General features: G+C 68.5%; 12 protein-coding genes and 5 pseudogenes. 12 read left to right on the plus strand and 5 right to left on the minus strand.

What is annotated here, in order from left to right:
• Positions 1 to 66: 66 nt before the first annotated feature.
• The 4 genes and pseudogenes from AB0E02_RS13575 to AB0E02_RS13590 all read left to right on the plus strand — a co-directional run bounded on the left by AB0E02_RS13575 (position 67) and on the right by AB0E02_RS13590 (position 5591).
• On the plus strand, positions 67 to 1098 hold the full coding sequence (locus AB0E02_RS13575) for a hypothetical protein (RefSeq protein WP_362138518.1): 1032 nt from the start codon (positions 67 to 69) through the stop codon (positions 1096 to 1098).
• A gap of 347 nt (positions 1099 to 1445) precedes the next feature.
• A pseudogene (locus AB0E02_RS13580) lies at positions 1446 to 1817 on the plus strand (ATP-binding protein); the annotation flags it as partial.
• 2480 nt (positions 1818 to 4297) lie between these two features.
• Complete coding sequence (locus AB0E02_RS13585) at positions 4298 to 4612, plus strand: hypothetical protein (protein WP_362138520.1); 315 nt, start codon at positions 4298 to 4300, stop codon at positions 4610 to 4612.
• A 103-nt stretch (positions 4613 to 4715) separates the two neighbouring features.
• Positions 4716 to 5591, plus strand: coding sequence for a hypothetical protein (locus AB0E02_RS13590; protein WP_362138522.1), 876 nt, complete (start codon positions 4716 to 4718; stop codon positions 5589 to 5591).
• Between the two features lie 13 nt (positions 5592 to 5604).
• Here AB0E02_RS13590 and AB0E02_RS13595 read toward each other — a convergent pair whose 3' ends face one another.
• Positions 5605 to 5811: a DUF6338 family protein gene (locus tag AB0E02_RS13595; RefSeq protein WP_362138524.1), complete on the minus strand. Its 207-nt coding sequence runs from the start codon at positions 5809 to 5811 to the stop codon at positions 5605 to 5607.
• 223 nt (positions 5812 to 6034) lie between these two features.
• Between AB0E02_RS13595 and AB0E02_RS13600 the strand changes: the two are divergent.
• The 4 genes and pseudogenes from AB0E02_RS13600 to AB0E02_RS13615 form a co-directional block, all read left to right on the plus strand.
• A pseudogene (locus AB0E02_RS13600) lies at positions 6035 to 6852 on the plus strand (IS5 family transposase).
• A gap of 118 nt (positions 6853 to 6970) precedes the next feature.
• A complete protein-coding gene (locus tag AB0E02_RS13605; protein ID WP_362138526.1) occupies positions 6971 to 7714 on the plus strand; it encodes a hypothetical protein in 744 nt (247 codons plus the stop codon).
• A 345-nt stretch (positions 7715 to 8059) separates the two neighbouring features.
• Entirely contained in the window at positions 8060 to 9328 is a 1269-nt protein-coding gene (locus AB0E02_RS13610; protein WP_362138528.1) for a hypothetical protein, read from the plus strand.
• Between the two features lie 502 nt (positions 9329 to 9830).
• A pseudogene (locus AB0E02_RS13615) lies at positions 9831 to 10037 on the plus strand (DUF3099 domain-containing protein); the annotation flags it as partial.
• A gap of 38 nt (positions 10038 to 10075) precedes the next feature.
• Here AB0E02_RS13615 and AB0E02_RS13620 read toward each other — a convergent pair.
• Positions 10076 to 10672, minus strand: coding sequence for a hypothetical protein (locus AB0E02_RS13620; RefSeq protein WP_362138763.1), 597 nt, complete (start codon positions 10670 to 10672; stop codon positions 10076 to 10078).
• Positions 10673 to 10785: 113 nt separating this feature from the next.
• Between AB0E02_RS13620 and AB0E02_RS13625 the strand changes: the two genes are divergently transcribed.
• On the plus strand, positions 10786 to 11181 hold the full coding sequence (locus tag AB0E02_RS13625) for a hypothetical protein (RefSeq protein ID WP_362138530.1): 396 nt from the start codon (positions 10786 to 10788) through the stop codon (positions 11179 to 11181).
• A gap of 178 nt (positions 11182 to 11359) precedes the next feature.
• Here AB0E02_RS13625 and AB0E02_RS13630 read toward each other — a convergent pair whose 3' ends face one another.
• Complete coding sequence (locus tag AB0E02_RS13630; RefSeq protein WP_362138532.1) at positions 11360 to 21496, minus strand: Ig-like domain repeat protein; 10137 nt, start codon at positions 21494 to 21496, stop codon at positions 11360 to 11362.
• Positions 21497 to 22148: 652 nt separating this feature from the next.
• Here AB0E02_RS13630 and AB0E02_RS13635 point away from each other — a divergent pair.
• Positions 22149 to 22478, plus strand: a complete 330-nt coding sequence (locus AB0E02_RS13635) for a hypothetical protein (protein ID WP_362138534.1) — start codon at positions 22149 to 22151, stop codon at positions 22476 to 22478.
• A 142-nt stretch (positions 22479 to 22620) separates the two neighbouring features.
• On the opposite strand, the pseudogene AB0E02_RS13640 reads toward AB0E02_RS13635, so the two are convergent.
• A pseudogene (locus AB0E02_RS13640) lies at positions 22621 to 23037 on the minus strand (NADP-dependent oxidoreductase); the annotation flags it as partial.
• Here AB0E02_RS13640 and AB0E02_RS13645 point away from each other — a divergent pair.
• Positions 23035 to 23304: pseudogene (locus tag AB0E02_RS13645) on the plus strand (AraC family transcriptional regulator); the annotation flags it as partial. The pseudogenes AB0E02_RS13640 and AB0E02_RS13645 overlap by 3 nt on opposite strands.
• A 60-nt stretch (positions 23305 to 23364) precedes the next feature.
• On the opposite strand, the gene AB0E02_RS13650 reads toward AB0E02_RS13645, so the two are convergent.
• Entirely contained in the window at positions 23365 to 23901 is a 537-nt protein-coding gene (locus tag AB0E02_RS13650) for a hypothetical protein (protein WP_362138536.1), read from the minus strand.
• 715 nt (positions 23902 to 24616) lie between these two features.
• On the opposite strand from AB0E02_RS13650, the gene AB0E02_RS13655 reads away from it, so the two are divergent.
• Positions 24617 to 25183, plus strand: a complete 567-nt coding sequence (locus AB0E02_RS13655) for a hypothetical protein (RefSeq protein ID WP_362138538.1) — start codon at positions 24617 to 24619, stop codon at positions 25181 to 25183.
• Positions 25184 to 25580: the final 397 nt, after the last annotated feature.

The raw sequence follows: 25580 nt of genomic DNA on the forward strand, positions 1-25580 counted from the left end.
GGGCCGCTCGTCGCCTCATTCGGTCCGGAGCTCAACGGAGTGAGGGGTCTCAACGAGCACCCGCGCATGATTCCGGCCGAAGCCACCGGATCACGGAGTGTGGGGGCCGTGTCGAAAGGCAAGGGTGCCCTGGGGGGCCACCACAGCAGCATCTACGCTCTCGGCATGCAGCGCAGCGATGTCACGAAGGACGACGGCACGTGGGTGGGCCTGTCCCTGGACATGCAGGACCGCCTCCAGCCGGGGCTGTGCGTGTTCAGTGCCGGGCCGCGACTGCTGGTCTCCCAGCTGTCGCGGCCCGTGCTGCTCGCTGTTGTCGACGAGCAGCTCCAGGGCGTGGACTTCTGGCGCACCGACGAGTACCGCTCCTTCGTTCCGCCGTTGCGTGCCGATACGGGGCGAGCCCTGGCGGGCAGCCCGGAACGGTGGGCTCACCGCTTTGCGCACTACCTCATCGATTCGCCGGACAGCCCGTTGCACGAGGGCCGGTGGCTACTCTCGTGCGAGAGTCCGCTCCGGCGCTGGCGTCACGCTGACACCTCGCACGCCGAGTACTGGGGCTCGATGCTCGTCGACGGCCATCCGAACGGATACATCGACTGGTTCTTCCATTCTCATTCGTGGGAGGTCCTTCCGCTGCGGCCGATGCCCGATTCCGACGACAGCCGGGTCAAGGCGTACCGCAAGCAGGCCCGTGAAGGGACGCTCCCGCCCGTCTTGATGTGGTGGGTAAGTGGCCTGGACTGCCATCTGATCCTGGACGGTCACGCGCGGCTTGCCGCGGCGATCGCCGAATCCGTCGAGCCACCGCTGCTGCAGTTGCACCGCACGGTGCCGCGCGGTGACCTGGCAACACGCATCGATCAGGTCGTGGGTTTCTACGAGGACGAACTGGCACGCTTCGCCGAACTCCGCGCCGTCCACGGCCCCACAGTCCCGGACGGTGCCGCCACCGCCGGGCCCCAGCTCGTCCGCCTCTTTCACGAGCTGAACACCGCGGAACAACCGACCTGGGCTTGGCCCCTGCCCGGCGGAGTGGACCAGTGGCGTCACGTCGCACGCGAGGTGACAGCCGGCCAGGAGTGGTCCCATAGCTGAGCCCTGTCGAATTTCTCCCGCTGACCGTTACGTCCGGATGTACCGCTGTACCGCCAGGAGCACGCACACCGCGACGAAGGACTGTCTCCCAGGCACGACCTCCCACGCGTAGGCGGGCTCTGGCGCAAGCATCCCTCAGCGGGCGGCTCCTGGCAGAGTCGGCCACGCACCGCCCCTGGAAACGGGTGGCTGCGGACGACGTGGGGAGATCCGCCGAGCAGGTCCGGGTCACCACCGAGCAGGGGGTGGGGATTTTCAAGGCGCCCCATCATGGTGAGCGTTGTCTGACGTTTCGGGGCTAAACGGGTCGCGTGGTGTGCGACTGCTCGGGGATCAAGGCGGGCCGTATGGACCAGGCGGCGGAGGGTGATGACCAGCAACGGCTGGTCAGCGCGTCAATATCGGTGTCCGCGGCATTCGAGGGCAGCGAGGAGATCGCGGCGGCCCGCTACCTGGCTCGTTCGTTTCTGACCGATGTCCAAGGCGTTCACGGTCTTCCGGTGTCCGGTCGTGCGATGGGCATGGTGCAGCTCGTGGTCAGCGAGCTGGTCACCAACGCCCGCAAGTACGCGCCTGGGCCGTGCTTGCTGACGCTGGAGATCGACGGCGGTGCGGTGCAGATCAGCGTGTGGGACAGCAGCACGACGCTGCCGGCGGTCCTCGCTGCTGATCCTGACCGGGTTGGGCAGCATGGCTTGGAGATCGTGATGGCTGTCTGCCAGAGGCGGTGGCAGCCTGAGCGGCGTTTTGTTGATGCGGAGGGCGACGCCGTCCTCGTCGTGCAGGACGTGGGCGGTGGTCAGGCGGCAGGTCCTGGCGGGGGTCTGGCCGTAGAGCAGGACCATCAGACCGGCGACGCGGTCCTTGGTCTCGAAGGAGTCGTCGTTGAGGAGCCGACGGGCGATCTTCCATCGTTCGTCCGCGTCGAGCGGGCGGTGGCAGATCCGTCGTGCCCGGGTGGGGCTGCTGATCTGGGAGGCGAACTTGCTGCGGACGGCCCAGGCCACGAACGGGCCGGCGGCGTAGGGGCCCTGGTGGGGCTCGGAGGTGAGCCAGAGATCGATGTGCGTCTGCCGGCAGGTTGCCAGCGTTTCGCCCTGGTCTCTGAGCCAGGACAGGAACAGCACGGCCTTGGAGATCTGCGTCTGCGTGACGTCCGCTGTCGAGGCGGCGATCGGCTTTCCGCGGGCACGGCGCCGAATCCGAGCGACCCGGTCCCAGCGGGCGTAGGCGGTGATCAACTGTCGGTGGTCGGGATCGTCCAGGGCCGCGGTCTTGAACTCGATCCACCGTTCCAGGCGGGCGAGGTATTCGTCGCGGACGGGCAGAATGCCGGCGGCGACCAGGACGGAGCGGAACCAGTCGATGGCCAGGTCGCGGCGGTGGTCTGCCGTACGGGCGTCGAGAGCCTCATGGCTGAGGTCGCAGGCCCCGGAGGCCAGGTCGTTCAGGAGCCCTGCGGCCGCTTTCGACTCGCGCGTATAGAGCAGTGCCCTGCGCGGATTGTGGTCGAGCAGAGCGGCTGCGATCTGGTCGAGCTCGGGACGCGGCTTGCCGTCCGGCGGCGTCAGCCGCGTCCGCAGATGCCGCTCACCGGCGCAGAGACGGCACAAACCGAAGTGGAACGGCCGCTCGACGTTGCCGCAGTTCTCGCACGGCTTTCGAGCCTCGGGCGCGACTTCCCAGCAGTTTTCGCAGAACGGGCCGCGGTCGGTTCTGGCGACCACCCGTCTCGTCCGGCCGCAGTCCGTGCAGGGCTGTGGCGTCAGCAGGCAGGCCCGGCAGCGGGGGGAGTCGGTGGTGCTGTGGAAGCGGGGCCGCAGGTTGCCGCAGGAGGTGCACGTCATCGTGGGCGGCTTGCGGGCAGGCCGTGCAGAGCGGTCCTTGATCAGTGCGGGCGGAGACGGCCCGGGATTTGCCGCAGCCGATGCATGTTTCCTGGCAGGTCGCCTCCTTGTCGCGGCAGGTGTTGCAGAACGGGGCGCCGCTGGCGTCTCTGCCGGCGGGTGGGCGGGAGCGGTGGCACCGTTTGCAGGGCTCGGCGAGCGAGCGGTTGTAGCAGTTGCCGCAGACCCGAAGCCGTTTGATCGAGTGTCCGAGCCGGACGGTGCGCTGGCAGTGTGGGCACGTCGGGGCCGGGACACCTGCGGCGCCGGCGTGGTGGAGCCGGTCGACCAGGAGCACGGTCCGGGGCGAGTAGTGGTCCGCCTGGCCGGTGAGCAGGCCGGGTTCGTTCTGCAGGTCCCAGTGCAGGCGCCGCGTGATCGTGAGCTTGCCTTCTGTCACCTCGGCGATGACGACCCGCAGGACGTCCTTGCCGAGTCCCAGCGAGCGTCCGGCCAGGAACTGGAGCAGGTCACTGGCCGGGTCCTCGGTGCACTTGAGACACGCTCTACGCATCCGGGGGATCGGGCCCGTGCACGGCGTGCTCCTGCGACAGCGACGGGTCTTCATGCACCGTCCGCGGATAACTTGCGTGCGCCGTCTGTGCGCTCCCCTGCACCCTTGTTATCACGTGTGCTTGTCGGAAGGCTGCGTACAGCGCCCTTGTGGTCCCCTCCACACGAGCCGGGCGGATAGGACGCGGACGGGAGCGGTGATGCAAGCACCTGAAGATCGGATGCCCGCGAAGGAGCGGCGGGCGATTTTCATTTCTTATCGACGTTCGGACTCGGCTCCGTGGACCGGACGACTCGCTGCCGACCTGCGGAGGTATTTCGGGAAGGAACGTGTCTATCGTTACTCGCGTCTCGCGCGGTGATCGCGGTCTTAGGGCCTGACTGGCTGAGTAGCTCGAATGACCAGGGGCAGCGGCGGCTGGATGAGTCGGCCGACCTGGTACGCGTTGAGTTGGAGACCGCTTTCCGGCACGGCAAAGCTCTCATACCGGTGCTCGTCGGAGGGGCAGTGATGCCACCTGGGCATGAACTACCGCGCTCGAGACACTTTCACGCCTGCAAGCCGTCAGACTCGCTGATTCGGACTGGCCATACGACTTCGGCCGGCTCCTGGAGACGCTTGAGGGGCACGGGGTATTTCCCGCCTCTGAAGCAGACACAGCTTCTCCCGGCAAGCCGACGCTCCTGCAGGCGCTACGAGCGCCGGTTGCAGGCTTCCCGGCATCGGGCATTAGACGCGCTGACGGGAGCCGTCGAGTTGCTGCGTTACCCAATCAATTGAGGTGAGGCAGGAAGCTGCGATGGTGACCTTCAACGCTCGCCGCGGCGGCACGGTTTTCGCGGAGGTGGTCGACGCCGATCCGGGTCATTCCACCGTGGTGTTGAAGCTGCCATCTGTCAAGAACGGGGCGGTTGCCGGCGTTTCTGTCGGGCTGGCGATTCTTACCAACGGCATCTCTCTGGCAGCCGTACCTGCCCTGCTGACCTGGCAGCGGCGTTTCGCCGTCGGCTTTTTCGACAATGTCGAGGGCGTCTTGGAGGGGCGCGGGGTCGGCGAGGACTCTTCGCTCCTGCCGGGCGTCCATGCGTGGCGCAACAGGCGCCGAGTAGTCTGAGAGCCGCCGTCCCTACCGAGCGAATGGGCGGCGTCGAACATGAAGGCCGGTGTCCCCGTTGAGATGGCGCTTCCTCAGGTTCGTCCGGGAGGTCGGTCTGCTGTTGGTCGCTCTGCTGTTCGTCCCTCCTCTCGCGTACGTCCTTCTCGACCAGCAGGCTGGGAGTGAGAAGGTGCTCGAATCGGTCGCCGGGATCTGGGGTGTTACCGTCCTACCGGTTTCCGCCCTCGGCTTGGGTAGTGGCCTGCGGTGGTGGTTGCGGTACAAGCGGCTCCGCGAGAGCCTGGACTGCGCCCAGGTCATCGACTCTGTACTCGCGTCGGATGCCTCGTACTGTCTGATGCTGCGGACATTCGGCGGCGATGGCAAAGTGCTACTCCCCACCCATCCCCAAATCGGCTTGTGGTCACCTGCCTTGACCTTGGAGCAGGTGACGGCGCGGGCTCTGTTGCGTCATCACGACATGCCGGCCTACACGTTGGTGGATGCTGCTGTGCGGTATTCGCCGCCTGGTCCGGTCTACCTGCGTTCACCCGACGAGGACTGGCAGGATCATGTTGCCGCACTAGTAGGGAAAGCCGCGCATATCGTCCTGCTGCTCGCGCCGGGGCGCGAGATGCGTCCGTCCCTCGCGTGGGAGATCGAGTTGATCCGCAGATGCGGCCTCCAGCACCGCGTGACGATTGTTTTCCCACCCTGTGGCAGGAAGGGCACATACGACCCGTCGCATCTGACCGCACGCAACAACGCTGAGCAGATCCTAGCGATGCTGGAGCTGACCTCCGTCGATGTACGGTCCGTGGCGAAATTGATGCACCATGCGTTGGTCGTGCGAATTTTGGAGGAAAAGGATGACCAGCGGCGGACCGTGCACGCGGTCAAGGTGTGGTCGACCGTCCTGACTCCTCGGGGCATCATCGGAACGAAGCTGTACGACCGCACTCTCGCGCAGAGTCTGATCGCGTCCGCCGATCCCTAGGGACTGCTTGGTGTTACTGCCTTGCCGAGCCCGGTGGCCAGATGATGCGGACGTCCAGTGTCACCAGTTCGGTGAGAACGCTGCAGAACACCACGGTTCCGGTCTCCCGGAAGGGCGTAGGCCGACGTTCGCTGCCCTGACGCTCGCGGACGACGGCGAACGTCAGTCCTGGCAGTAGCAGGACGACCAGCAGCATGAGACCGGTGAACGTAGTGGGCACGGCGGGCCCTTCTTGCCGTAGACGAATACAACGACAGTCGGCCACCGTACAAGCTCACATGTGCGGTGAGGACTGTCACTGGGAGAGGCGACTGCCGTCAAATGGTGCCGTCAAAACGGCCCGGACCATGATCGGTCGGGGCCGTTTGTGCTGGTTGCCCCCGGCAGGATTCGAACCTGCGACACCCGCTTTAGAAGCCATCTCATTTGGCTGACTCGGTACGATGTCGGTTGTGGTGGGGATCGTTGAGCGGCTGGTGCCGGACGAGTTGTGGGAACTGTTCCAGCGAGTGGTGCCGGAGGCTCCCTCGCGGCCTCAGGGTGGTGGACGGCGCCGGCATGGTGACCGGGAGGTGCTGTCTGCGATCGTGTTCGTGGCCACGTCGGGCTGCACGTGACAGCAGTTGCCTTCAGCGTCGTTCGGGCCGTCGGGGGCAACGGCCCACCGGCGTTTCGCCGAGTGGACGAAGGTTAGGGTGTGGGCCAAGCTCCACCGCCTGGTCCTCGACGAACTCGGCTCCCGCGGCGAGTTGGACTGGTCGCGCTGTGCGATCGACTCGGTGAACATGCGGGCCCTCAAAAGGGGGATCTGACAGGTCCGAATCCTGTCGACCGGGGCAAGTACGGCTCGAAGATCCACTTGATCACCGAGCGGGCCGGTCTGCCGCTTTCTGTCGGAGTCTCGGGGGCGAACTTGCACGACAGCCAGGCCCTGATCCCACTGGTCAAGGGCGTATCGCCGATCCGCTCCCGCCGTGGACGCCGTCGACGCAAACCGGGAAAGCTCCACACCGACAAGGGCTACGACTACGACCACCTGCGGCGATGGTTACGCGAGCGTGGCATCACTCACCGCATCGCCCGCAAGGGGATCGAGACCTCCCAACGGCTGGGCCGTCATCGCTGGACCATCGAACGCACCATGGCCTGGCTCGCGGGATGCCGACGCCTGCACCGCCGCTACGAGCGCAAAGCCAGCCACTTCCTGGCCTTCACGAGCATCGCCTGCACCCTCATCTGCTACCGCCGGCTCACCAACTGAACCGAGAAAGCACCGCAGTACCGTCGCCGCTTCCCTCCTTGCCACAATCAAGGGCGCATCAGACGACGGGGAGGACGCAATGGTAGAAGCGTGGGATGTAGCTGAGACTGTGGGCACGGTGGCATCAGCCGCAGCGGCGGCTGTGGCCACAGGGCTGGTCGCCTGGCAAGCCCGGCTCGCGCGTCGCGCCAACGCCAGCGCCCACGCGGTTGTGATCGATTCAGCCAAGGCCCGACTGGACGCAGACGCACCGGACCTGGACGTCAGGGTCCTTGCCCCAGCGTGGCCCCCGCTCCATGACGCAGATGACAGCACATCCCATCTGGCAGACGACACAGTCTGGCTCCTTCCCCGCGACGAGCAGCAGACGCTCGTTTGCGCACTGCAGGTCGACCTCACCAACCGGGGAACGCGGGATATCGAGGTGACGATCAGCGGCGACGTCCGTCCGGATTCCGAATTGGCGGATCCCGCATGGCGCCCTGGCCAGCTGATCGAGGATTTCCTGATGCCTGGCAGAGAGCCGTACCGCTTCCACCTCCAGGGCACACTGACGTTGCGACAGTGCGTCGACAACCAGGCCGCGCGCGAACAAGGCCGGCCCCTACCGCATCGAATAGCCGGTGTCGTGATCGCCACCGACCGGCGCGATGAAGGCATCACCGACCGGTGGGAGTTGACGATGACCGGCTGCCCGATCGAACCGGTCCCGGAGACGGAGGACCAATGGCGTCTCACCGCCGATTCCGCGGTGCCTCAGTGGAAGATCCTCACCGTGGAACCGGTCGTCCGGGAGCGTACCTACTGGATCTCCCGCCGCCGAGGACTGACATATCCCTCGGTCGAGGACCTCCTCGACTGATCCCGCCCGCAACAATCCGCGGCGCTCTTCCGATGACGCCGATCAGCCCTCCTGCCAGCGCACCAAATGAGACGGCTTCTTAGGAGAGAGGCTGAGGGATCTGCGGGCTGAGCTGAGGCTTCGCCAGCCGAGGAAGCGGGCTGCTACTCGACCGCGGGCACCGGTGTTGACCGTGGCTGACCCCTGCATCTGGCACGGTTGTGGCACGAACCCCAGCCGACGACAGTCAGCTACGACGGCGGGTGCGCCGACCGATCAGGTGCACCTGTGGCCCGCTGCACCCCCACCATACGAGTGTGGATACGTTCATTTACCACCTCCGTGCGGTGTCGGTCTACTTGTCACATGTCGATGTCCGAGCAAGAGCCCCACTCCGGTGTGACGCGCTACGTGTTACGACGCTCAGGAGGCACCGGGGTGCGGTACGCCGTCGTGATCTTTGTCACTTTCTGCGCCCTTTTCAGGGGGTTCGCCGCCATCGGACGGGTGTTCGACGGAGGGTTTCACTGGAGGATGGTGCTCTGCTCTCTCGCCTGGTTCGCCATCGCCGCGTTCGGGCTGTTGGTGGCCGGGCCGATCGGGCGGACCTACGCGATGCGTATCCAACCCGTCCTGGGCTTGCCGGCGGACCTCCCGACCATGACGTTCGTCCTGTTCCTGCGCTCTTTCGGGATCGACCGGGAACTCGCCGACCCGAGGAGGGCGTTGGGCGCGAGATTCTGGCTGTCGAACGGGGAAGTCCTGGGCCATAACGTCGACAACGCCGCGGCCACCGAAGAAGAGAAGGTCGCTCGATTCTTCCGCCGCTTCGGCAAATTGGTTACGATCGGCCACCCCGGCGACAAATACCCGCGCCTCGGTATTGATCGGTCCTACCTCAAAACGGATGACAAAGCGGATGAATGGAAATCCGAGGTGAGCGAACTGATCCGACGTGCACGCCTGGTTCTCCTGGTGGCCGGAACCTCGCATGAAAAGGAATCCGCACAGGGCACGCTATGGGAGTTCATGGAGGCAGTTAAGACCCTGCCGCCCGCCCGTCTGCTCCTTCTGGTGTGCACGGGGCCGGACGAGTACCACCGATTCCGCGACGCCGCCGCGGAATATTTCGCCGAGCGGGGTGAGGAGTTGGGCCGGGAAGGGGCGGCGTCGTCACGTATGCCAGCCCTGCCGGACTATCCGCCCCTGCGGTCGCCGCGGCTGCGGAGAGGGCGACACCCGCTGCGCGGGGTGATCAGGTTCGCCGACGACTGGACCCCGGAGTTCGTGCTGTTCGACCCGACCGTCGAGCGCGGCCGGACCGCTCGGCGCAGATGGCGCGCCACGGTCAGGGCGCAGGTGGACCCACTCCTGGAGCGGCTGGAGGAACGACTGCCGGGCCAGGCCGTGCAGCCTGACACCTTTCGCCGCGGATTCGTACTGGCCTTGGCCGCGATGGCCGCTTCGGCGATCACGGTGCCGATCTACGTCATGAGACATGATCCGGTCACCGTGCGCGGCGCGGTCCTCGTCCTTGCGGTGCTGTTCGCTGTGGGATTCATCCGGACATTCGTGTCGCTGGAGCGAAACAGAGTCGCGCACGATGTCAGGGTTCTGGTGACTCCCGAAGAGTAGAGAACATACCATGCCGGGTACTCGGCCCAGTCGTGGCTGGAGAAATTGAGTGACGAATTCTCCTTCTTCGCCGCCGACATCTTTTTCTGCGTCTTCTGGGGCACGCTGTGCGGCACGCTCGCCCAGGTTGCCGTCTTGCATCGAATGCAGCACGTCGATGACCGCTATGCCGTGGTCGGCGCTACATTGGGCGTCCTGTTCGGATTCTTTCGGCAGTTGAGGAGGAGCTCCTATCGTGTCCATCGCGCGTTACGATCCAAGCCGGTGCAGCTCAGGTCCGCCATTGTCGCCGCCCTCCTCTGGCTCAGCGTCCTGGGCGCCGCGGGCGGCGGTCTGATCATTGCTCGCGTCAGCCATCATGCCTATATCGGTATTTATGCTGCGGTGCTGATCGGCGTGCCCTGCATCTCTCTGTGGACGAAGCTCCGCATGCCGCACGCCCCGGCGCCCTCACTCCCGGTAGCCGGTGCGCCCCGGGGAGCCGTGCCGCCTACCTGGACTTATGTACGCCCGTCGCCGTCACGTGTACTTCGCCATGATGGGGACTGCATCGGCCTCTTCGTCTTAGCCTAGGGAGTCGTGCGCATCTCGTCCGTCCCCGCCGCCGTGGGCATGTGTGTTGTGGCCATAATCATCCCCCCGGCTCGCCGCGATGGTCGCCAACCGCCGGGGTCCGGACGACCGCTGGTGGGACGACCCGCTCGGCGAACACCGGCTTCGGCCGCTTTCCCTCCCGCCTCTTCAACATCAACGCCACCTGGCTCGAACTCGCACTCGCCGCCACCGACCTGCTCGCTTGGGCCCGCACCCTGCTGCTGGAAGGTGAACCGGCCACCGCGGAGCAAGCACGAAGTGCTGATCGCTGCCGTACCTCTGGTCGGTGTCGCCTCGAAAGCGCGTGAGGCGAAGCGGCAGGCCAAAGACCGGGCCCAGGAGCGCCGCGACGATGTGATGCGGCCCTGGGCCCTGATCGCGGACATGCGAGGACCGTACGACTAGCCGCGTCAGGCCGGACGCGGACCCTCGGTATCCGTCGGCGAGGAATGTGTTGGCCACAGTGTGCAGGAGGGCTACTCGGCGCAGCAGTCCACTGCCCAGCCAGGCTCCGCGCTGCTGCACCTGGACGAAAGGATCGCTGCCGTCCTCCCACTGGGAGAAGTGCTCACGCTCAGCGGCGGTCCATGCTGTCCGTGAGATGCGCCAGCAGAGTTGCATGGCATCCGGGTCGATCCACTTGTTGAGCAGGGTCTGCTCCGCCTCGCGCCACAGCGAGTAGGGCAAGCCGCTCAGCCGTAGCCGCGCGGGCTGGCCCAGGATGCGCAGCTCGATCGCAGTGGTGAACACGCCTTCACGCTGGAACACGGTTGGTTCGAGGAGGCATGGAAGGAAGTGTCGGGGCTCGGGAGTGCGCTGCGCGGCGCCTGCTGATCTTCCGCTCCGGCGCCGACTAGCTGGACATGGCTGGCTTCACCAAGCACGTGAGCACCTACGGATTCCGGCTGACCTTGGCGGAAGCGCACTGGACGGACCACGACACGCTCATCGAGCATCTCACTCACCCCGTGTGCGGGCTCGCCCTCAAGGAGGACATGCGCACCTGCACCTGCGCGTTCGGGGAGCGGAGCTGCAGGATCTGGTTCGACGGCCCCGAACAGGCCGTCGGACTACTCGACTTGCAGCTGGTCACCGATCAAGTGGACTGCGAGATCGCGGAGTACAACCAGGCTCTCACCTACCAGGCAGCCCGCATGAGGAGATCATGCGGGTTACCGGGCGCCCCTCAGGGGCTGCGGTGGTGTGTGCCCCCGGATGCCATGGTCGACACGGCAAGGTCGCGTTCCTGCGGCGCATGAAGGAAGGACGTCGAAAGAAACCCGCGCAGCGAAGACAAAAGGCCAGCTGACCACGGAAGGGCACGCCCTCCTGTGGTGGGACCCCCGGGCCAGGCCCGGGGCAACTACGGAGCCCAACAGGACCGCTCCCTCAACCAGCACCACCGTAGGCGCGTTCGACGGGGCCAGGTACTGACTCCTACACGCCCGCGTGGGGGACAACTGTGTGCGTGTCCGTGCCAGTGGAGGGGTTGAAGTCGCCGCTGCCGCTGTAGGTGGCGGTGATGGTGTGGGTACCGACGCTCAGGGGGTGGGTGGTCAGCGTGGCCCTGCCGTTGATCAGGAGGACTGTCGCGGCCGGTTGACTGCTGAAGTCAAATGTGACGGTACCTGTCGGGGTACCCGCGCCGGGCGCGACGGGAGCGACGATCGCGGTGAGGGTCACCTCTTGGCCCGCCTCCGAGGGGTCGGGTGCGGAGGCGACCGTAGTGGTGGTCCACGCTCGGTTCACCGTCTGGGTGTCCGTGCCACTGGAGGAGGTGAAGTCGGTGTTCCCGCTGTAGGTGGCGGTGACCGTGTACGGGCTCCTGGACGTGGTGGTGAAGGTGTGGGTGACCGTGGCGGTGCCACCGGACAGTTGGGCGGTGGCTGCTGCGGTTCCGTCGCCGAAGGTGAAGGTCACCGTGCCCTTCGGAGTGCCCCCGTTCGGCGTTGCGGATGCCACTGTGGCGGTGAAGGTCACCGGCTGGCCGACCACCGACGGATCCGGGGACGAGGCCACGGTGGTGGTTGTCCCCGCAGCGTTCAGAATCTGGGTGTCCGCCCCGTTGGAAGGCGCGAAGTCGGTGTTGCCGCCGTACGTTGCGGTGACTGTGAACGGGCTGCCCGCCCTGGTGGTGAGGGCGTGGGTGACCGCGGCGATGCCACCCGACAGCGGGGCGGTGACCGGTGTGGTGCCGTCGCCGAAGTCGAAGGTCACCGTGCCTGCCGGGGTGCCAGCGCCCGGAGCGACGGGCGTCACCCGCGCGGTGAACGTCACGGACTGGCCCACCAACGACGGGTCCGGCGAGGAGGTGACCGCGGTGGAGGTCGGGGCCCGGTTGACGGTCTGGGTGTCTGTGCCACTGGAGGGCGCGAAGTCGGTGTTGCCGCCGTACGTTGCGGTGACCGTGAACGGGCTGCCCGCCCTGGTGGTGAAGGTGTGGGTGACTGCGGCGCTGCCGCTCGATAGCGGGACCGTGGCCGGTGTGGTGCCGTCGCCGAAGTCGAAGGTCACCGTGCCTGTTGGGGCACCGGCGCCCGGAGCGAGGAGCACCACGGTGGCGGTGAAGGTCACCGGTTGGCCCACTGCCGAGGGGTCCGGCGAGGAGGTGACGGTGGTGGCCGTGGCGGCCTGGCCGACGGTGTGGGTGTCTGTGCCGCTGGAGGGCGCGAAGTCGGTGCTCCCGCCGTAGGTGGCGGTCACGGTGTACGGGCTGCCGGAGGTGGTGGTGTAGGTGTGGGTGACTGTGGCGGTGCCGCCGGAGAGTGAGGTGGTGACTGGTGTGGTGGCGTCGCCGAAGGTGAAGGTGACGGTGCCTGTCGGTGTGCCGGCGCCGGGCGCGACCGATGCCACCGTGGCGGTGAAGGTCACCTGTTGGCCCACGACCGACGGGTCCGGGGACGAGGACACGGTGGTGGTTGTCCCTGCCATGTGCACGGTCTGGGTGTCTGTGCCGCTGGAGGGCGCGAAGTCGGTGCTCCCGCCGTAGGTGGCGGTCACGGTGTACGGGCTGCCGGAGGTGGTGGTGTAGGTGTGGGTGACTGTGGCGGTGCCGCCGGAGAGTGAGGCGGTGACTGGTGTGGTGGCGTCGCCGAAGGTGAAGGTGACGGCGCCTGTCGGGGCGCCGGCGCCGGGCGCGACCGATGCCACCGTTGCGGTGAAGGTCACCTGTTGGCCCACCGCTGAGGGGTCCGGCGAGGAGGTGAGCGTGGTGGCGGTGGCGGCCTGCGCCACGCGGTGGGTTTCTGTCCCGGTGGAGGGGGCGATGTTGGCGTCGCCGCTGTAGGCGGCGGTGACGGTGAGGGGACTGCCGTTCGTGGTGATGTAGGTGTGCACCACCGTGGCCCGGTTGTCCGTGACCGGGGCGGTGGCGGTCGTACCGTCGCCGAAGTCGAAGGTGACCGTGCCCGTGGGCGTAGCGGCTCCCGGCGCGACGGGGGTGACCGTGGCGGTGAAGTTCACCGGCTGGCCGACCACGGACGGGTCGGGCGAGGAGGTGACCGTGGTGGCCGACGCGGCCCGGGCCACGGTCTGGGTGTCGGTGGCGTCGGAGGAGTCGAAGGCGGCGTCGCCGCTGTAGGTGGCATGGACGGTGAGGGGGGTTCCGGGCACGCCGGAGAAGGTGTGCGTGGCCTGTGCGATGCCGTCGGAGACCGGTGCGACGACGGGTGCGGTGCCGTCGCCGAAGTCGAAGGTGACCGTCCCCGTGGGCGTACCGGATGCCGGTACGGAGGGGGTGACCGTGGCGGTGAAGGTCACCGGCTGGCCCACCACCGACGGGTCGGGGGAGGAGGTCACCGCGGCGGTGGTCGATGCCCGGTTGACGGTCTGGGTATCGGTTCCGTCGGAGGAGCTGAAGTCCGCGTTCCCGCTGTAGAAGACGGTGACCGGGTAGGGGCTGCCGGCCGCCCCGGTATAGGGGTGCAAGACCGTCGCCGTGCCGTTGGTGAGGGGGACGTCGGTGGGCGGTGTGCCGTCGCCGAAGTCGAAGGTGACCGTGCCTGTGGGCGTGCCCGCGGCGGGTGGTACGGGCGCGACCGTGGCGGTGAAGGCCACCGGCTGCCCGGCCACCGACGGGTCCGGTGAAGACGTGACCGTCGTGGTGGTCAGGGCGGCGTGGGCCTGCACGGTGTGGGTGTCGGTGGCCGCGGCAGGCTTGACGTTCCGGTCCCCGCTGTAGTTCGCGGTCACGGTGTACGGACTGCCGGCCACACCGGCGTATGCGTGCCGTACCGCCGCCAGGCCACGGGTGACACGCGCGGCGACCGGTGGCGTGCCGTCGCCGAAGCTGAAGGTCACCGTGCCGGTGGGGTCCGCGATCCCGGGTTGGGCCACGACGATGCGAGCGAGGACGCCCACCGACTGGCCGGCCACCGACGGATCGGGCGAGGTCACCACCCTCATCAGCGACGACGCCCTGGCCACCGCCTGGGTGTCCGTGGCAGCGGAGGAAGCGAAGTCCGCATCACCGCTGTAGGTGGCGGCTGCCGTGTACGGGCCCGCATTGGCGTAGGCGTGCCGCACCCTTGCCAGTCCGCTCCTGACTGGCACCCTGACGGGCGGTGTGCCGTCCCCGAAGTTGAACGTCACCGCACCGCCCGGTGAGCCCGCGCCTGGCGCCACCGGTGTCACGGTGGCGATGAAGGCCACCGGCTGGCCGGCCACCGAGGGATCCGGTGCTGTCGTCAGTGCGGTGGTCGTCTGCGCCGGGCCGACGACCTGGGTGTCCGCGCCCTCTGAGGCGGTGAAGTCGGCGTCCCCGTTGTAGGCGACCGTGACGGTGTACGGGCTGCTCACGGTGGTGGGATACGCATGCGTGAGGGTCGCCGTACCACCGGCCAGCGGCACCGTGACGGGGGTCGTCCCGTCGCCGAAGTCGAACGTCACGGTGCCTGTCGGGGCACCGGCGCCGGGCGCAACGGGCGCCACCGTGGCGGTGAACGTCACCGGCTCCCCGACCACCGACGGATCCGGGGAGGACGCCACGGTGGTGGTCGTCGCCGCCTGGGCAACGGTGTGGGTGGCGGTGCCGGCCGAGACACCGAAGTCGCCGCCCCCGCCGTACGTGGCGGTGGCCTGGTAGGAATTCCGGGCGGCGGAGGCGTATGCGTGCGTGACCGTGGCCACCCCGTTGGCGACCGGCGCGCTGACCTCTGGGGTTCCGTCGCCGAAGTCGACCGTCACCGTGCCGGAGGGGGCACCCGCTCCGGGGGCCACCGGCCGCACCCGGGCGGTGAAGGTGACCGCCTGGCCGACCACCGACGGGTCCGGTGTGGAGGACACCTCAGTGGTCGTCGCCGCCCGGGCGACGGTGTGGGTGGCGGTGCCGGAGGAGGCCGTGGTGTCGGGATCGCCGCTGTAGGCGGCGCTGACCTGATTCGACGTCAAATTCGCGTGCACATAGGCGTGTTCGGTCGTGGCCTGGCTGTCGGTGACCGGTGCCGTGACCGGTGGTGTGCCGTCACCGAAGTCGAACGTCACGGTGCCTGTCGGGATGCCGGCCCCGGGAGCGACGGTGGTCACGGTGGCGGTGAACGTCACCGGCTCGCCGACCACCGAAGGATCCGGCGAGGAGGTCACCGTGGTGCTCGACTCGGCCTGGGTGACGGTCTGGACGTCGGTGTCGACGGAGGCCTCGAAGTCGGCGTCTCCGGAGTACGCAGCGGTGACCGTGTAGGGGCTGGCGGCGGTGCTGGTGTAGGTGTGGGACGCCGTCGCCACTCCGCCGGCGACGGGCACCGTGACGCCCACGGAGCCGTCACCGAAGTCGAAGGTGACCGAGCCGGTGGGTATGCCCGCCCCGGGAGGTGCCGGTGTCACCTTCGCGGTAAACGTGACCGGTTGACCGACCGTCGAGGGGTCAGGAGCCGAGGTCACGGTGGTGGTGGTCCGTGCGGGGTTGACGGTGTGGGTTTCCGAGCCGGCCGAGCCCTCGAAATCGCCGTCCCCGCCGTACGTGACGGTGACCGTGTAGGGGCTGCCCGCCGTGCTGGTGTAGGAGTGGGTGGCCGTCGCCTTGCCGTCGGTGACGGGTGCCGCCACCGGTGGGGAGCCGTCCCCGAAGTCGAAGACCAGCGTTCCCGTGGGAGCGCCCGAGCCCGGTTCGAGGGGGGAGACGGACGCGGTGAAGGTCACCGGTTGGCCCACCACCGAAGGGTCCGGAGAAGAGGTCACCTCGGTGACGGTCGCGGCCGGGCCGACGCTTTGGACGGTGGTACTGGTCGACGTACCGAAGTCGGCGTCCGCGTCGTAGGTGGCGGTGACCAAATAGCCGTTGGCGGCCGCGTCGGTGTAGGTGTGCGTGGTGGCGGCCGCCCCGCCGTCGATCGGCACAGTGACCGGCTCCGTACCGTCACCGAAGGCGAAGGTCACCGTGCCGTCGGGAGCGCCCGACCCCGGGGCCACCGGTCGCACCTGGGCAACGAACGTCACGGGCTGGCCCACCACCGACGGATCCGGCGCCGAGGAGACCTCGGTGGTCGTCGCGGCCGGGCCGACGGTCTGCGTGTCGGTGCCCACGGAGGAAGTGAAGTCACCGTCGCCGCTGTAGGTGGCGGTGACCGGGTACGGGCTGCCCGATGCGCTGGTGTACGTGTGAGTGACCTGCAGTGCGCCGCTGAGCGAGGCCACGGCGATCGACAGGGTGACCGGTGGCGAACCGTCACCGAAGTCGACGGTGACCGTGCCTGTCGGCGTGCCGGACCCCGGCTGAACCGGCGTAACCCGCGCGGTGATCGTCACGGGCTGGCCCACCACCGACGGGTCCGGTGCGGAAGACACCTCGATGGTCGTTGCGGCCGGCTGAACGGTGTGGGTCCCGGCATCGGCGGAGGCCTCGAAGTCCGCGTCGCCGCTGTAGGTTGCGGTGACCTCGTACGGGCTGTCGGCCGCGCTCGGGTAGGCGTGTGTGAGGGTGGACACCCCGTCGTCGACCGGCGCCGTGACGGGCGGTGTGCCGTCACCGAAGTCGAAGGTCACCGAGCCTGTCGGAGTTCCGTCTCCGGGTACGACCGCCGCAACGGTCGCCGTGAAGGTCACCGGCTCTCCGACCACCGACGGGTCCGGCGTCGACGTGACAGTGGTGGTCGAGGCTGTGGGGGTGACCGTCTGGGTGTCGACACCCGTGGACGAGCTGAAGATCTCCGGGGCGGCAAGCGCCCGGATGGTGGGGGCGCTGGCGCTGTTGAAGGTGGCGGTGACCGGATAGGGGCTGCCGACGGCGGTGGCGTACGTGTGATCGGCGGTGGCTTCGCCGTCCACCAAGGGCACCTCGGCAGGCGGTGTGCCGTCACCGAAGTCGAAGGTGACGGTTCCGGTCGGCTCGGGCGACCCGGCGGGTACCGCGGTGACCGTCGCGGTGAATGCCACCGTATCGCCCACCGTCGAGGGGTCCGGTGACGAGCTGACCGCGGTCGTCGTGACCGCGATATCGATGTCCACGGTGTGGCTCTGGGTGTCGCCGGAGGGCGTGAAGTCGGCGTCGCCGCTGTAGGAGGCGGTTACCGTGAACGGGCTGCCGGTCTCGCTGGCGTAGGTGTGCTCGACCGTGGTGGGTCCGTCCCCGACCGGCACGGTGACCGTGGGAGTCCCGTCGCCGAAGTCGAACGTGACGGATCCCGACGGGTTGCCGGCCCCGGGGTTCAGCGGGGCGACCTGCGCGGTCACGGTCACCGGGTCCCCGGGCCGGGAAGGATCCGGTGACGTGGTCAGCGCAGTGGTGGTCGGGGCCCGGTCCACGGTGTGGTTGTCCGTGCCGGTCGACGGCAGGAAGTCCAGGTCTCCGCCGTAGGTGGCGGTGACCGTGTACGGGCTGCCGGCCGCGGTGATGAAGGTGTGGGTGACCGTCGCCGTCCCGTCCGCGACGGTTGCCGTGACCGGCGCCGTACCGTCCCCGAAGTCGAACGTCACCGCCCCGGACGGGGCCCCTGCGCCGGGGGCCAGCGGGGTGACCGTCGCGGTGAACTCCACTGGCTCGCCGACGACGCTCGGATCCGGCGACGACGCCACCGCGGTGGCCGTGGCGGCCTGTTGGACGGTGTGGAGGTCGCCGCCGGAGGAGGGGCGGAACAGGGCATCGCCGCCGTAGGTCGCGGTCACCGTGTACGGGCTGCCGGCGGTGGTGGTGAAGGTATGGGTGACCGTGGCCGTCCCGTCCGCGAGAGTTGCCGTGACCGGCGCCGTACCGTCCCCGAAGTCGAAGGTCACCGTGCCCGACGGGGTCCCCGCTCCCGGCGGGACCGCCGCGACGTCGGCCGTGAACTCCACCGGTTCCCCGACCATGGACGGCCCCGGCGGCGATGTCACGGTCGTGGCCGACTGTGCCTGGCCCACCGTCTGGGTGTCCGTCCCGGACGACGCGGTGAAGTCGCCGTCGCCGCTGTAGACGGCGGTGACCGTGTACGGGCTGCCCGACACGTCCGCGTACGCATGGGTGACCGTCGCCACGCCGCCCGTCACCGGGACCACCGCGGAGGCGGTGCCGTCCCCGAAGTCGAAGGTCACGGTGCCCGACGGCGTTCCCGCGCCCGGCGCCACCGCGGCCACCTCGGCAATGATCGTCACCGGCTGGCCCACCACCGACGGGTCCGGCGACGAGCTCACCGTGGTGGTCGACGAGGCCTGGCCCACCGTCTGAGTGTCCACCCCCACGGAGGCGGTGAAGTCGCCGTCGCCGTGGTAAGACGCCGTGACGTCATAGGGGCTGCCCGAGGTGCTCGCGTAGACGTGCGTCACGCTCGCCACACCCGCCTCGACGGGCGCCGACAGCGGTGACGACCCGTCACCGAAGTCAAAAGTCACCGTGCCCGACGGCGTGCCGGCGCCCGGCGCCACCGCAGCGACCTCGGCCGTGAACGTCACCGACTGGCCCACCACGGACGGGTCCGGCGAGGACGACACCACGGTGGTCGTCGACGCCGGCTCCACCGTCTGGCTGTCCGTACCGGCCGAGACGCCGAAATCGCCGTCACCGCTGTAGGTGGCCATGACGGTGTACGGGCTGGCCGACGTACTCGCATAGGCGTGCACCGCGCTCGCCGTCCCCGCCTCGACGGGCGCGGTCACCGCCGGCGTACCGTCCCCGAAGTCGAAGGTCACCGTGCCCGACGGCGTGCCGGCCCCCGGCGCCACCGCAGCGACCTCGGCGGTGAACGTCACCGGTTGCCCCACCGCCGACGGATCCGGCGACGAGGTGACGGTGGTCGTCGACGAGGCCTGACCGACGCTGTGGGGCACCGTACCCACAGAGCTCTCGAAATCGGTGTCCCCGCTGTAGGTGGCGGTGACCGGATACGGACTGCCGGCTGCGCTGGTGTAGGCGTGCACGGCCGTCGCCACGCCACCCGAAACCGCGGCCGTGACGGTCGGCGTCCCGTCTCCGAAGTCGAACGTCACCGTCCCCGAGGGTGCCCCCGCCCCCGGGGCCACCGGGCCCACCGTCGCGGTGAAGACCACTTCCTGACCCGTCACCGAGGGATCCGGCGACGACGACACCACAGTGGTCGTCGACGCCCTCTCCACCGTCTGCGTGTCCGTACCCGACGACGGCCGGAAGTCGCGGTCACCGCTATAGGTGGCGGTGATCGCGAACGGACTGCCCGCCGTGGCCATGTAGGTGTGGACCACCCGCGCCCAGCCGGCCCCCACGACCCGCGCAACCACCGGCGCCGTACCGTCGCCGAAGGTGAAGGTGACCGTGCCAGTGGGCCTGGCCTCCCCCAACGGAAGGGACATGACACGCGCGAGGACCACCACCTGCTGACCCACCACGGACGGGTCCGGCAACGCTCTCACGAGGGTCACCGATGGCGCCCGACGCACCGTCTGGGTGTCACTGCCGACGGAGGCCGTGAAGTCGTCGTCCCCGCTGTAGGTGGCGGTGACCGCAAAAGGACTGCCGGCTGTGGTCGGGAACCGGTGCGAGGTACTCGCCACACCCCCTGTGACGGGTGCGGTGACCGGCTCCGTCCCGTCACCGAAGTCGAACGTCACGCTCCCGGTGGGCGTGCCCCGGCCTGGCGGGACCGCCGCGACGTTGGCCGTGAACGTCACCAACTGCCCGACCACCGACGGATCCGGCGACGAGGAGACCACGGTGGTCGTCGACGCCCTCCCCACCGTCTGGGTGTCCTGGCCGGCGGACTCGGTGAAGTCGCCGTCACCGCTGTACGTGGCCGACACCGGATACGGGCTGCCGGCCACCCTGGTGTACACGTGCACGACCGTCGCCACACCGCCGGAGACCGGTGCCGTCACCGGCGCCGTACCGTCTCCGAAGTCGAACGTCACCGTCCCCGACGGCGCACCCGCCCCCGGCGGAACCGAGCCGACCGTCGCGGTGAAGACCACTTCCTGGCCCGTCACCGAGGGATCCGGCGACGAAGAGACCACAGTGGTCGTGGCCGCCCTGGCTACGGTCTGGGTGTCCGTACCCGACGACGGCCTGAAGTCGCGGTCACCGCTGTAGGTGGCGCTGACCGCGAACGGGCTGTCGGCCGCGCTGATGTAGGTGTGCGTAGCCCTCGCCACGCCACCCGAAACCGGTGCCATCACCGGCGCCGTCCCGTCCCCGAAGTCGAACGTCACCGTCCCGGTGGGTGTGCCCTGGCCGGGCGGGACCGCCGCGATGTTGGCCGTGAACGTCACCAACTGCCCCACCAGCGATGGATCCGGCGACGAGGAGACCACGGTGGTCGTCGACGCCCTCCCCACCGTCTGGGTGTCCTGGCCGACGGACGCGGTGAACTCGCCGTCGCCGCTGTAGCTGGCCGTGACTGGATACGGGCTGTCGGCTGCGTGGGCGTAGACGTGCGAGGCGGTGGCCACCCCCCGCGTCACAGGAGCGGTGACCGGTGGGGTGCTGTCGCCGAAGGTGAACGTGACCGTACCGGTCGGAGTGCCCGACCCCGGCGGAATCGGCGTGACGGTCGCGGTGAAGGCCACCGGCTGGCCCGCCGCGGACGGGTCCGGCGCCGAGGTGAGCACGGTGGAGGTCACAACCTTGCTGCGCACGGTGTGGACGTCGACACCGGTGGAGCGGAGATACATCGAACTGCCGCTGTACAGCGCGGTGATGGTGTGGCGGCCGACGGGCAGGGCGCTGGTCGTGACCGTGGCCCGCCCGCCGACCAGCGGTGCGGTCAGCGTGGGACCGTCCCTGATGCTGAAGGTGACACTGCCGGTCGGCACGCTGCTGGCCCCAGGGGCGCCCGGGGTGACGGTCGCGGTGAGGGTGACTGGCTGCCCGACGGTCGAGGGATCGGGCGAGGAGGTCACCGTGCTCACGGTCGAACTCTTCGAGACGATCTGCACGTTGGCCCCGGTGGACGGCTCGAAGTTCGCGTCGCCGCTGTAGGCCGCGGTGACCGTGTGGAAACCCGCCTCCAGGGCGTTGGTGGACACAGTGGCGCGACCGCCCACCACAGGCGCCGTCAAGGTGAGGCCGCCGACGCGGAAAGTGACCGTGCCGGTCGGAAGCCCTAACCACAGCGGGATGACCACTGCGGTGAAGGTGACCGTCTGCCCGCCCATCGCAGGGTTCGGGCTGGAGCTGACCAGGGTGAGGGTGGGAGCCATGTGCGGCACTCCGGATGCGTCGACTGTCTGGGCCGTCACCCCGCCTGACGCCAGGCGCCGGGGAGTTGGCGATGCCATCCCGAGAGGCACACGCCGTTCGACCGGGAGATGGGCGGCCCACCAATCGCTGTTGACTGGATAGCCCGCTCCGCGATCAGCGCGCCATACGCGGATCGCGTTACCACCCGATCGGAGCAGCGCTTACGAAGCACCTCCGCACGCACCGCGCACACCGCAGGCACAGCGGCGCGAGGACGCATCAGTCGCGCGCGGGTGACGCAACCCCACGCACCGACCGGCTCAAAAGCGACCTGAGCAGCTGGGGCTGGGCTATGGGAATCGGCAGGAACGTGCAGGTAAAGCCAGTCGAGCAGCTCGTACTTCCTTCCCTGCATTCCCTGCATCGTCGCCGCGCATCGAGCCCACCCCAGCGCAGATTGGGCCGCCGTACTTGCGGACGTCCACCCACAGTGTCGGCCAGTTGGAGGGTTGATCGGTCACGTGTGCGCCGCAATTCCGGCAAGCGAGCTTCCGCACCTGCCCGGTCTCTGCGGCACCATGCCGCAGCCTCGCGTGTTCGACCGGACCTGATCATGAGCAACGGGGACGAAAGGTATGCATTTACTGCGGCAGAGCCGGAAGGAGCTGATGGGTGGCAATCGAACGGACGGCCATGCCGGAGAAAGGGGGCGCGTTCCGGGTGTCACGTGCCCGGGTCATCCCACTGGTCGCCCCACCGCCGTCGTACGCCGCGGCGGTCGAGCGGTATCTCACCGGCGCGGCTATCACGAAGTCCTCCGCCCGGATCTACCGGATCTCGCTCATCACCGGAGAGTGGATGCCGCGCGAGGAACCGGCGCCGACTGGACGATCACGTCCCTGGCGAGTGAGTTGTACGGGTGCTCACCCCTCGGGTCCAGTCGCCCAGGTGCTCACCGCCCTCGGGGGCGGGGCCGTCACCGCCCCCGAGAACACCCGCTAGGACCGCGTTGCCCTCCCGCACTCGTCCCCAGCGGACTCGCCCCGCCCGGACCGGCACGCTGCGGTCGTACGGGTCGATCTGCGTGCCGGCCTCGTCCGCCTGGCGATCCGTGCCGAAGGGCGGGGTGAGGTAGCCCGGCCGCGATGCCGTCGAGGGCGACATCGATGTCGCGGACGGTGTCGGCGACGTCCTGGGTGCGGTAGTCGATGAGTTCGTCGGCGCCGAGGGTACGCAGCAGGTTGTGCTTGGCGGCGCCGGCGGTGGCGATGACATATGCGCCGCGGGCCTTGGCGATCTGCACGGCCAGGGGGCCGACACCGCCGGCCGCGGCGTGGATCAGCACGCGCTGCCCCGGCTGGAGGTGAGCGGTGTCGACCAGGGCCTGCCAGGCGGTGAGCGCGGCCAGCGGCATGGCGCCGGCCCGGATGGGGGCGAGGCCGCGTGGGCGCGGGGCGAAGTGGCGGGCCGGTGCTGTGACGTACTCGGCATACGCGCCCGCCGGGTGGGGGAAGCGAGGCATCCCGAACACCTCGTCGCCAGGCTGGAAGATCGTCACGCCGGCATCGACCTGTGACTGCACCTCATCCGCCGCGACCATGGCAGCCACATCGCCAACGAGGGCGTCCGTTCCTGCGTCGTACCGCCGTGACGCGGCGGCGGCCAGGACCAGTACCTCCAGCGCCCCCTTCCCGCGCCGTCCACCGGCAGCACAGGCACCACCCGGGCATGGGCCATGCAGCACCTGGCCGAACCGCTTACCCTGGCCGACCCCGCCGTCCACGCCACCATGAGCGTCCGCACCTTCAGCCGCCGCTTCCGCGACGAGGGCGCACTCCACCTCGCGTCCCTCCTCATCTGGGCCCGCAGATGAGGCACGAGAGATGCTCTAGGACTGATCGCCGATGTCGAGAGCGTGTTCTTTGAGGAATGCGCCCGCGTGGGCTGCCGCCTCTTCTGCGGTCGCGTAACGCGTCCCATCGGCGACCGTGCCGGATGCTCCATCAGCGCCCTTGCCTGTCCAGCTCCAATCACCAGAAGGCGACTGCACCAGCTCAGCAGTCCCGCCAAAGAGTGCAAGCGTGCTTTTGCCCGCTGCCGCGGACGGACGCCTGACGGCGTCGGGCCATTTCTTACGGGCACCCTGCCGGGTGATGCCCCAGACGGCTCCCAACTGCTCATAACTTGCGCCGTAGGAGCCAGCGGTTGCTGCCGCCTGTTCCGTCAGTCGCTTGACCTCGACGTCCAGCACCTTCCATGCGGACAGGACGGACAGCGCCACGTCGACGGGATTCGCTTCCCACATACGGCCTGCGGTCAGCCCGGTCTCTCGGGAGCGGATGGCCGAGGCCAGGGGATTCAGGGCGTCGTACAGGGCCTTGTCGAGCTCTGTCTGCTCTTCCGGGGTGATCTCAGAAGCTGCCATGCGACAACTATAGTTCCCGATGCCCCTCAATGTAAACTAAAGTGTCCGAACGTCGCATCGGCTTTACCTCTACCGCATCAGAGAGACCGGCTCTTGTGGATCCGACCTGGCAAAGCCCCGCCCGGTCCTAACCGGGAAGCGGAAAGGGGTCCACGCTCACACCGTGACAGCGTCCTTCCGCGGGAATACGGCCGGGCGCTGCCGGCAAATGATCGACCGCGCCCGCCTGGCGCACGCCGCATTCGCCGCCGACGACTTCCGCCACAGCCACAGCCACAGGCCCGTCGCGTCGACCTCGGGGGCCGGCCTTCCCCTCGGACGATCTCGGGGCGGGCTGACCGCGAAGCCCCAACTCGCCGTCGGACAAGGGCAGAGGTCTCTGGGCCGCTACGCCGACCGGCACGCCGTAGGTTGCCCCGATGCTGGGCAGGCTGACGAGGTAGCAGCCTCACAGTCGTGGCGAGCGGAACTGCTGCATGTCGTCGGCAGAGGTCTGAAGCAACTGGCCGCCGGGCTACATCCCGGCCGGAGCGACGAGGGTGGCGGGCTGCGTCGACGGCAACTACGCCTCCGCATACGACCCTTCTCGGCCAAATCCCTGCGCTTGCTCAGAATTACCTCAAGTGCGCCCAACCGGTTCGTTGCTTCCCCTAACGTCGGAGATACCACGGGCCAACCGTGGCCCGCTCAGCCAACGGGGGAAGCTGTGCTGTTCATGAGGGACAACGCGCCGGCCAAACTGAAGGGCCGCGCCGAGGAGTTCATCCGGGCCGTCGCGGTCCACAACACCACCATCGAAGCCGTCCTGGCAGACCCGCACATTCGGCTCATGGTGCTGGTCGACGTCACAGCGGAAGAGACCCGGCTTCAGAACACCCGCGTCGCCTGGGTTCATCCGGACACCCAGATCACGATCACCTTGGAGATCAACGACAACGGCACCGGCCTGTACGACGGGCTCCTGCACGAGCTCATCCTGCACGTGGTGCCCGCGGCGCTGAAGCACGCGGCTGCGGTCGCCGGGCATAACGCGCCCGTGTACCCCACCACCGGCCGCCAGATCGAGGCCGAGGAGAGGCAAGAGCACACGTCTCAGACGGCATGGCAGATGGCGGCCGACATCGCGGTGGCCCTGGGCATCGATGGCCTGGTGGACGCGGTGATCATGGACGCGTGCGGGCACAGCAAGCTCATCGCGAGGGCCGTGGTCGCTCAACTGCTGCGGCAGCAGAGCATCGATCAGGAAGACGCGGACGACCTGCTTGAGGTCATCAACGAGTAGTCGACAGCTGGCCTTTCAGCCGCCACGACGACGCCCCGTCCTGCTGTGGCAGGGCGGGGCCCACGAGGGAAGTCCGGGTGCGGTGACGGTCCTCCGGGGCCGGAAGAGGACCCCGTTGAGGAACGTCCGATGGCCGCTCCAACGTCCGCACCGGCCGCCGGGCTTCGGTACATCGAGGTCACCAAGGACGGCACCTTGCCGCCTCAATGAAGAGAAGAGAGGGGAGGCGGATCCGAACTGATGTGACACAGAGCCTCATCTTTCTCTTCATCTCGTTCACGAGGCTGCATAGGGCAGCAGTCCTGCGTGCCCATCCCGTAGCACGGGAGCACGGCGGGTCGCTGTAGGCACTGTTCGCTCCTTGTGCGGTATCACCACCCGGCGCTCAGCACAGCCG

Origin of the sequence: Streptomyces sp. NPDC048196 (assembly GCF_040652715.1) — a bacterium.
Taxonomy (GTDB): Bacteria; Actinomycetota; Actinomycetes; order Streptomycetales; family Streptomycetaceae; genus Streptomyces; species Streptomyces siderophoricus.

Bases quoted from the DNA above. Each gene is read 5' to 3' on its own strand.
- AB0E02_RS13655 (WP_362138538.1), top strand. From the start codon at position 24,617: ATGAGGGACAACGCGCCGGCCAAACTGAAGGGCCGCGCCGAGGAGTTC.
- AB0E02_RS13610 (WP_362138528.1), top strand. From the start codon at position 8,060: ATGTCGATGTCCGAGCAAGAGCCCCACTCCGGTGTGACGCGCTACGTG.
- AB0E02_RS13625 (WP_362138530.1), top strand. From the start codon at position 10,786: ATGGCTGGCTTCACCAAGCACGTGAGCACCTACGGATTCCGGCTGACC.
- AB0E02_RS13585 (WP_362138520.1), top strand. From the start codon at position 4,298: ATGGTGACCTTCAACGCTCGCCGCGGCGGCACGGTTTTCGCGGAGGTG.
- AB0E02_RS13575 (WP_362138518.1), top strand. From the start codon at position 67: ATGATTCCGGCCGAAGCCACCGGATCACGGAGTGTGGGGGCCGTGTCG.
- AB0E02_RS13650 (WP_362138536.1), bottom strand. From the start codon at position 23,901: ATGGCAGCTTCTGAGATCACCCCGGAAGAGCAGACAGAGCTCGACAAG.
- AB0E02_RS13630 (WP_362138532.1), bottom strand. From the start codon at position 21,496: ATGGCTCCCACCCTCACCCTGGTCAGCTCCAGCCCGAACCCTGCGATG.